This window comes from Burkholderia sp. 4NA327C6 (genome assembly GCF_005502655.1).
In the GTDB taxonomy this organism is placed as follows: domain Bacteria; phylum Pseudomonadota; class Gammaproteobacteria; order Burkholderiales; family Burkholderiaceae; genus Burkholderia; species Burkholderia contaminans.
This window is the reverse complement of the sequence record NZ_SCNZ01000002.1, coordinates 285,374-293,826: the sequence shown is the minus strand read 5'-3', so window position 1 is coordinate 293,826 and position 8,453 is coordinate 285,374. Positions and strand designations below refer to the sequence as shown.

Here is an 8,453-nt window from a genome sequence, read left to right as displayed (position 1 = left end):
ATGGCCGGAACGCCGGCCATCCGCCGCGGCGCCGCGTCACCCCGCGCGCTGATGTTCCAGCCACGCCTGGAACATCAGCACCGTCCACAGCTGGTGCTGCCAGTTCATCCGGCCGGTCTGGTGCTGCCGCCACAGGCGGTCGACCGCCGCCGCGTCGAAAAAGCCATCCTCGCGCAGCCGCGACGGCCGCAGCAGCGCCTCCGCCCAGTCGCGCAGCGCGCCGCGCAGCCAGTGATCGACGGGCGCGCAGAAGCCCTGCTTCGGGCGGTCGATCAGCGCGGACGGCACGTACCGGTCGAGCAGCCGGCGCAGCAGCACCTTCGACTGCCCTTCCGGCAAGCGCACCGCCGCCGGCACGCGCCACGCGAATTCGACGACGTGATGATCGAGGAACGGCATGCGCGTTTCGAGGCTGACGGCCATCGCCGCACGATCGACCTTCGCGAGGATGTCGGTCGGCAGGTAGGTGAGCGTATCGATCGCCATCGCCTGCTCGGCGAAGCTCAGATGCTCGGGCCACGCGGAGACCGTGTCGAGCGGCGTCGGCGGCTCGTGCCCCGACAGCGCGAGCCGTTCCGGATGATGCACCGACGACATCAGCAGCCGGTACAGCCCGATGCGGCTCTCGGCCGTCATCACGTGGCCGAGCTTGTGCAGGCGGTCGCCGATGCGCGTCGCCGATTCGCGCGCCTCCACGCTGCCCCACGCCCCCTGTGCGACGGCCGCGAGCTGGTCGGCGTGATCGGGCCGCAACGCATGCAGCGCGGCGGCGATCCGCGCGCGCACCGCCGCCGGCACGCGATGCAGCTTGCGCCACAGGCGCGGGGTCAGGAAGTAGCGCGTATAGCCGCCGAACAGCTCGTCGCCGCCGTCGCCGGACAGGCTCACCTTCACGTGCCGGCGCGTCAGCTCCGACACGAGGAAGGTCGGAATCTGCGAGGCGTCGGAGAACGGCTCGTCATAGATCGACGGCAGCTTCGGCACGACGCCGAGCGCATGGTCGGCCGTCACGTAGAGTTCGGTATGGCGCGTGCCGAGATGGCGGGCGACCGCCTTCGCGTAACCAGCTTCGTCGTAGCCGGCTTCATGGAAGCCGATCGTAAACGTGTCGACCGGCGTCGCCGATTGCGCCTGCATCAGCGCGACGATCGTCGACGAATCGATGCCGCCAGACAGGAAGGCGCCGAGCGGCACGTCGGCTTCCATCTGCCGCGCAACGGCCTGGCGCAGGATCGTGTCGAGCTGGCCGACCGCTTCGTCGGCGCTGCCCTCGAACGGCTGCGCGCGGCCCGCCTCGATGGCCTGCTCGAGCGTCCAGTACGCACGCAGGCGCGGCGTATCGCGCGCATGCTCGAACTGGATGAAGGTGCCCGGCGGCAGCTTGTGGATGCCGCGATAGATCGTGTACGGCGCGGGCACGCTCGACTGGCGCAGGTACAGGCACAGCGCGTCGCGATCGATCGTGCCGTCGAAGCCCGGATAGCCGCGCAGCGCCTTGAGTTCGGACGCGAATACCAGCGCGTCGCCGATCCGGCCGTAATAGAGCGGCTTCTCGCCGATCCGGTCGCGCGCGAGCGTCAGCACCCGCGACGCGCGGTTCCACAGCGCGAACGCGAACATGCCGGTCGCGCGCCGCAGCGTCGCCTCGACACCCCACGCGACGATCGCCGCGATCAGCACCTCGCTGTCGGAGTGGCCACGCCACGCCGGGGCGCGCCCTGCACGCTCGAGTTCCGCGCGCAGTTCGCGATGGTTGTAGATTTCGCCGTTGAAGACCAAGACGTAGCGACCGCACGCGGATGCCATCGGCTGTCGGCCGTGCACCGACAGGTCGACGATCGCGAGCCGCCGGTGGCCGAGCGCGATGCCGGCCTCCGGGTCGACCCAGATCCCCTGCCCATCCGGCCCGCGATGCGCGAGGCTTGCCGTCATCCGCGCGAGCGTGCCGCGCGCTGTCTCCTCATCGAAGGCGACGCTATTCAGAAAGCCGTCGATTCCGCACATTTGATTTGTCCGCCCCTGTTGACCATTTTCATCACGCGTGGCGCAACCTCGCGGCCCGCCGCCCGCCGTGACGGTCGAGCCATATTACGAAGAAATAAATCAGCAATAATTCACTGGTGAACTTCTCCACCAGCCGGAAAAAAATAACGTCAAGCACTACGCATGCATGACCATTCACGGGGCCATATCGAATCGGAACGCATGGCCACGCACGTGCGCGGAACGGGAAAAAAAGGGGCAGACGGAAGCAGCGGCCGTCGCACGCGTCATCCCGCACCGGTCGCCCATTTCAGCAACTGCGCGACCTCGCGGAAATGTTGCGGCTGGATCGTGCCGTTCTCGGGTGTCGTCTCGTACAGCGCCTGTGCGAGGCCGACGTTCGCGAGCGTCGGGCGCAGTTCGTCGCGCGCGGCACGCACGATCCGCTCGGCCGCGTCGCCCTCGCCGCGCGCGAGCACCCACGGCAGCGTGCCGATCCCGCCGTAATAAAGCGCGACCGCGACGCGCGGCGAGTAGACGACCACCGACGCATAGCCGATCCGGTCGGACAGCGACGCGAACTGCACTTCGCGCGCGAGCTGCCGGCGCTTCGCCTCGATGTGCGGATCGCCTTCGTCTTCCTTGTGCTCGCGCCGCACTTCGTCGATCGACATTTTCATCTTCTGATTGAATTCGTGCCGCTGGTGCACGATGTCGATCAATGCCATCACGATGTAGATCAGCGCGGCCCAGCCGAACAGCAGCATCAGCAGCTTCACGATCAGCGCGAGGATCGAGATCGGCCGCGTGAAGCCCGACTGCACGGACGGGTCGAGCGACTCGACGATCAGCCAGCCGAGCGTCGCGACGAGCAGCGCCGTCTTCAGCAGCATCTTCGCGAGATTGACGAGGTTGCGCAGCGACCACAGGTTCTTCATCCCCTCGGCCGGGTTGAGCCTCGACAGCTGCGGCACGAGGCGGCTCCACGCCATCACGCCGCCAACCTGCACGAAGCCCGCCAGCAAGCCCGCGAGCAGCCCGGCCGCGACGATCTGCGCGGACAGCGTCGCCCAATCGCGCGCGGCGCCGTCGATCAGCACCGCGATCCGCGCGGACGGGTCGGCCGCGCCGACCGCATCGAACACGAGCCGGAACAGCGCCTGCAGCCGCGCGAACAGCGCGCCGATGCCCACCGCGAGCGCGACGCACACGCCGACGAAGAACGCGGACGAAATCGTCTCCGCGCTCTTCGGCACATCGCCTTTCTCGCGTGCCTCGCGCAGGCGCTTCGCGGTCGGCTTCTGGTCCTTTTCGGCCATCGCGGCTCCGTCGCGCTCACGCGCCGCCGTGCGCGGCGAACAGCGCGCGCAGCAACGCCATCAGCCCGCTGTCGGGGCTCAGCAGCGCATGCAGCGACGCGTACACCACCGGCAGGAACAGCATCATCATCAGCAGCGCGAGCGCGCTCTTCAGCGGCTGCGAGAACACGAAGATGTTGAGCTGCGGCACCGCGCGCCCGACCAGGCCAATGCCGAGCTCGACGAGCACCAGCACGATCGTCACCGGCGCGGCGAGCTTCACCATCCATTCGAAGATCGTGTCGGTCTGGCGCACGACGAAGGTCTGCAGCATCGACGAGAAATCGGGGCCGAGCGAGCCGATCGGCCACCACGCATACGACTGCGCGAACAGCTGCACGAGCACCTGCAGCCCGCCCGCGGTGACGAACAGCGCGATCGCGACGAAATTCAGGAATCCCGACGTCGGGCCGCCCTCATGCCCGCCCATCGGATCGAAGAACGCGGCGCTGCCGCTGCCGGTCTGGAAATCGATCAGGTAGCCGACGCCCTGGATCGCGAACAGCACCGCGCTGAACGCGCCCGCGAGCAACATGCCGACCATCGCCTCCTTCGCGACGAGCAGGCACCACATCAGGAACGGCAGCGCGGCCACCTGCGCGGCGTCGATCGCCGGCGCGACGAACGCGGCGATCACGACGGCGACGCCGTTGCGCACGAGCCCCGTGACGATCTGCTCGTTGAATACCGGCACGACGAACATGATCGGCAGCAGGCGCGGCATCACGTAGAGCAGCGGCCGCAGCATGCCCGCGACGTCGTTGAAGCCCGAGGCCGGGTCTAGCATCGGCGCTCCACGGCGGCGGGCAATGCGGCGGCGTAGGGTTCGTCGCCATCGGCGGCGGCCGCTTCGTCCGGGTCGGCCGCATCAGCGTGCCCATCGGCCTGCGCATCGACCGGCGCCGCGGTCATCGCCGCATCGAATGCGGCGGCGGCTTCGGGCGGCACCTGTCCGTGGCCGGCAACGTCGGCGGCCGCAGCCGCCCAGGCGCCCGCCGTCGCGAAGCGCCGCACCGCATAGCCGTCCGCGACTTCGTCGGCATCGCGCTCGACCCGCGCGGCGCGCGCGTGCAGCGCCTTCTCGCCGGCCTTCCCGAGCTTGTCCTCGGCGGCCTGCGCCTTGCGCGCGGCGCGCTGCAGGTCGGCCAGCGTCGCCTCGTGGCCGCGATGCACGTGCGCGGCCTCGTTCACCGATGCGTTCGCGGTGCCGATATGCCGGTCGAAGGTGCGCGTGTCGGCTGCTGCGTTCTGCAACGCGCGCGCCTCGCGCACGTCGTCAGCGAGGCGCGTCTGGATCGCCGCCTTTGCCGCGACCTGCTGCGCGAGCTGCGCCTGCGCGGCCGCCAGCGCGCGGCGGCTCTGCGCGGCGATGCCCTGCTGGCGCGCGGCCGCGACGCGTGCGATCTGGCTGCGCATCTCGCGCACGCGCTTCAGGCGCGCGAGCGTCGCGAGCACGAGGCGGTCGTCGGCTTCAGACATGATCGTTCGCCAGCTTCGTCAGCTTCGCGATCAGCGTGTCGAAGCGCACGTCCTCGTCCGACGCCTGCGCGCAGAACGCACCGATCGCGTCGCGCGCGCGCAGCGCGAGATCGCCGAGCCGGTCGCTGCCTTCGCGATATTCGCCGATCTGCACGAGCAGCTCGATCTCCTGGTACTTCGCGATCAGCTCGCGCACGCGCGCGGCCGCCTGCTGGTGCGCGCGGCTCGCGACGAGCGGCATCACGCGCGACAGGCTCGCGAGCACGTCGATCGCCGGATAGCGGTTCGCGAGCGCGATCTTGCGCGACAGCACGATATGGCCGTCGAGGATCGAGCGTACTTCCTCGGCGATCGGGTCCGATTCCTCGTCGCCTTCGACGAGCACCGTGTAGAGCGCGGTGATCGATCCGCGCGCACCCTGCCCCGCACGCTCGAGCAGGCGCGGCAGCACCGCGAACGTCGAGGGCGGGAAGCTGCGCCGCGTCGGCGGCTCGCCGCTCGCGAGGCCGACCTCGCGCTGCGCGCGGGCGAAGCGCGTGAGCGAATCGACCAGCAGCAGCACGCGCTTGCCCGCATCGCGGAAATGTTCGGCGATCGCGGTGGCGACCAGCGCGGATTTCACGCGCTCCATCGCCGGGCGATCGGATGTCGATACGACGACGATCGAACGCGCGCGCACCTCGGGCGACAGGCTGTGCTCGATGAATTCGCGCACCTCGCGGCCGCGTTCGCCGACCAGCGCGATCACGTTCACGTCGGCCTGCGCGCCGCGCGCGATCATGCCGAGCAGCGTGCTCTTGCCGACGCCGGACGGCGCGAAGATGCCGACGCGCTGCCCGATGCCGAGCGTCATCAGGCCGTCGATCACGCGCACGCCGGTCGGAAACGGCGTGTCGATCATCTTGCGCGCGAGCGGATTCGGCGGGTCCTGCTGCGTCGACACCCACGCGGCGCCCGTCACCGGCCCGCGATCGTCGAGCGGTCGGCCGAGCCCGTCGAGCACGCGGCCGAACAGCCCCTCTCCCACCGGAAACACATGCTCGCGCCCGGACGGCACGACGGTCGTCTCGGGCGACAGGCCCGCCACGTCGCCGAGCGGCGTGAGCAGCGTCGTCTGCCGCGAGAAGCCGACCACCTCGGCAAGCAGCGTCGGCTGGTTCGGCGTGCGCAGCTCGCAGATTTCGCCGAGCCGCGCGCGGATGCCGGTCGCATTCAGGATCTGCCCGACCGCGTGATTGACGCGGCCCTGCACCGACACCGGCGAGAAGAACGCGAGGCCCGCATCGAGTTCGCCGACGAGGCGGCCGCGATCGAACGGCGCGCCATCGTCGTCGGCGAACGGCTGCGGATCGTCGAGCGGCGCACTCATCGCGCGGCCCCTTTAAGCGCATCGCGGCGGATCGCCTGGCGCAACGCGTCGATCTGCAGGTCGAGGCTCGCGTCGATGCGCCCGGACGGCGTCTCGACCGTGCACGCGTGGCGTTCGAGCTGCGCGTCCTCGACGATGCGGATCTTCTGCCGGTTCGACTGTCCGGCGAATGCGCCGTCGAGCGCATCACGCATTTCGTCCTTGCGGCCGGGCGCGATCCGCACGATCAGGAACGCCTCGTCGCGCACGAGCGGCGCGATCCGCGCGAGCGCGGCCTCGTACAGCGTCCGCGTGCTCATCTCGCCGACGATCGCGCGCACGGCCTTCACGACGATATCGGCCATCGCATCCTTCATCGTCTCCATCGTGCGCGCGGCGGCGAGCGCCTGCGTATAGGCCTGCGCGGCCTGCTCGCGCTGCGCGCGGCGCATCCCTTCGTCGTAGCCGGCCGCCTGGCGCTTGTCGAATTCGCGCTGCGCGTCGGCGACGATGCGCGCCGCCTCGTCGCGCGCGGTGGCGATCACCGCGGACGCATCGAGCAGCGCGGCGTATTCGCGCTCCTTGAGCACCTTGCGCTCCGACAGGAGTTGCAGGTTGTCGCTCGTGATCAGAAAAGCCAGTCCCATGACGCAAGCCTCTCGGGAATCAGAAACAGGAACATCAGCTCACCGAACTGGTCGCGCTGCGCGCGGTTCAGCCAGTACGGCGCTTCGTCGTCGATCGCGCGGTGAAATTTCAGGCGCGTGCGCCGCGCGACCGCGTCGCCCGCCACGCCGATGAAATCCGCCAGCAGCCGCCCGCCGCGCGCGCGAATCACGGCAGGCAACGCGGCGGGATCGGCGCGCCACGGCTCCAGCGTATCGGCGAGCGCGCCGAATTCCGGCGCGCGTTCGAGTGCGAGTTCGAGTGCGTCGGCGCCGAGCTTCGCCGCCACTTCGGCGCGGATGCGCCGCGCGGCCAGCGCGTCGCGCAGCCACGCGCGATGCAGCAGCAGCCCCGCATACGCGGCCAGTTGCTCGAGCGCCGCGCCCGGCAGCAGCGCGAGCCGCGCGCACGGGTTCGCCACGTCGAAGTCGTGCCGGTCGGCCACGCCGTTCAACGCGAGCAGGTGCCGCGCGAGCAGCTTGCGGCCGGCCGCGCCGAATGCATCCGGCGAACGGTAGCGCGCGGGCCAGTCGGCCGGCACGCGCGTCACGTGCAGATAGCGGTCGGGCCGCAGGTTGAAGTCGCAGACGAGCGCATGAAACGCGGCGCGGCGTGCCGCGGGCGGCGGCCCGAGCGGCTGCAGCCACGGCAGCGGCGCCGCATCGGATGCGGCAGGCCCGTCGCCCGGCGGCAGCGCATGCGGCTCGCTCATGCGCCGTCGCGCGCGCCGTCCGGCGTGCGCAGGCCGCCGGACCCGGTCGCCGCGTGCCCCGCGCGCGGTGCGCCGAGCAGGCCCGCGAGCCGTGCGCCGAACATCCCGCGCCGCGCCGCCGACAGCGCGATCACCGCGCAGGTCAGCAGGATCAACGCGAACACGAGCCAGCCGAGCGGCGAGCGCAGCCGCACGATGTCGGTCATCGCGCTGCCGATGCCGTCCACCCGTGCCGCGCGCGCGGCGGCCGGCTGCAGGAACAGCGACACGTTGTCGTACTGCAGCCCTTCGATGCTGTGCGCGACCAGATCCTTGACCATCGGCGCCATCGCGCGCAGGTCGACGCCGGGCCGGTAGCGGATATACACCGCCGCGGACGACGGCTTGATCTTGTCCGCGAGCGGATCGTTCTCCGGAATCACGACCTGCACGCGTGCGACGACCACGCCCTCGATGTCCTGCAGCGTGCGCGACAGGTCCTGCGACACGCCGTACAGGTAGCGCACGCGTTCCTCGGCAGGCGTCGACACGAGGCCCTGCTTCTGGAACAGCTCGCCGAGGCTCGCGTAGCTCGGCTTCGGCAGCCCGTTCGCCTGCAGCACCGTGAGCGCCGACTGCATGTCGCCGTCCGCGACGCTGACGAGCCACGCGTTGCGGTCCGACGTGTCGCGCGCGTCGTTGTCCTTCGACGCGCTGATGCCCGCGTCGCCGAGCACCGCGACCATCTGGTTCGCATCGCGCTCCGACAGGCCCGAGTACAGCTCCTTCTGGCACCCGGCCAGCAGCACGAGCAGCCCCGCGAGCAGCGCGCGCGCCGCCCGGCTGCGCCACGCATGCGCGCGCGGCGTCGAATCGATCGTCGTCATCGTTGTTCCGCTTCCGTGTGAGCGCGGCCTTGTGCGGCACG

At 70.4% G+C, this 8,453-nt stretch carries 8 protein-coding genes; all 8 read right to left on the bottom strand.

What is annotated here, in order from left to right; genetic code table 11:
* Positions 1 to 36: 36 nt before the first annotated feature.
* The 8 genes from asnB to sctJ all read right to left on the bottom strand — a co-directional run bounded on the left by asnB (position 37) and on the right by sctJ (position 8,412).
* A complete protein-coding gene (gene asnB, locus FFS49_RS03225; protein WP_105818118.1) occupies positions 37 to 2,004 on the bottom strand; it encodes an asparagine synthase (glutamine-hydrolyzing) in 1,968 nt (655 codons plus the stop codon).
* 266 nt (positions 2,005 to 2,270) lie between these two features.
* Complete coding sequence (locus tag FFS49_RS03220) at positions 2,271 to 3,302, bottom strand: EscU/YscU/HrcU family type III secretion system export apparatus switch protein (RefSeq protein WP_071332217.1); 1,032 nt, start codon at positions 3,300 to 3,302, stop codon at positions 2,271 to 2,273.
* A gap of 16 nt (positions 3,303 to 3,318) precedes the next feature.
* A complete protein-coding gene (gene sctT / locus FFS49_RS03215) occupies positions 3,319 to 4,128 on the bottom strand; it encodes a type III secretion system export apparatus subunit SctT (RefSeq protein ID WP_105818119.1) in 810 nt (269 codons plus the stop codon).
* Positions 4,122 to 4,820: a hypothetical protein gene (locus FFS49_RS03210; RefSeq protein ID WP_105818120.1), complete on the bottom strand. Its 699-nt coding sequence runs from the start codon at positions 4,818 to 4,820 to the stop codon at positions 4,122 to 4,124. The genes sctT and FFS49_RS03210 overlap by 7 nt, the downstream gene beginning before the upstream one ends.
* The gene (sctN, locus tag FFS49_RS03205; RefSeq protein WP_105818121.1) at positions 4,813 to 6,189 is read right to left on the bottom strand and encodes a type III secretion system ATPase SctN; all 1,377 of its coding nucleotides are present in this window, start codon (positions 6,187 to 6,189) and stop codon (positions 4,813 to 4,815) included. Before sctN ends, FFS49_RS03210 begins: the two co-directional genes overlap by 8 nt.
* The gene (gene sctL / locus FFS49_RS03200) at positions 6,186 to 6,815 is read right to left on the bottom strand and encodes a type III secretion system stator protein SctL (RefSeq protein ID WP_105818122.1); all 630 of its coding nucleotides are present in this window, start codon (positions 6,813 to 6,815) and stop codon (positions 6,186 to 6,188) included. The genes sctN and sctL overlap by 4 nt, the downstream gene beginning before the upstream one ends.
* On the bottom strand, positions 6,797 to 7,546 hold the full coding sequence (locus FFS49_RS03195; protein ID WP_071332212.1) for a SctK family type III secretion system sorting platform protein: 750 nt from the start codon (positions 7,544 to 7,546) through the stop codon (positions 6,797 to 6,799). The genes sctL and FFS49_RS03195 overlap by 19 nt, the downstream gene beginning before the upstream one ends.
* A complete protein-coding gene (gene sctJ, locus FFS49_RS03190; RefSeq protein WP_071332211.1) occupies positions 7,543 to 8,412 on the bottom strand; it encodes a type III secretion system inner membrane ring lipoprotein SctJ in 870 nt (289 codons plus the stop codon). The genes FFS49_RS03195 and sctJ overlap by 4 nt, the downstream gene beginning before the upstream one ends.
* Positions 8,413 to 8,453 lie beyond the last annotated feature (41 nt).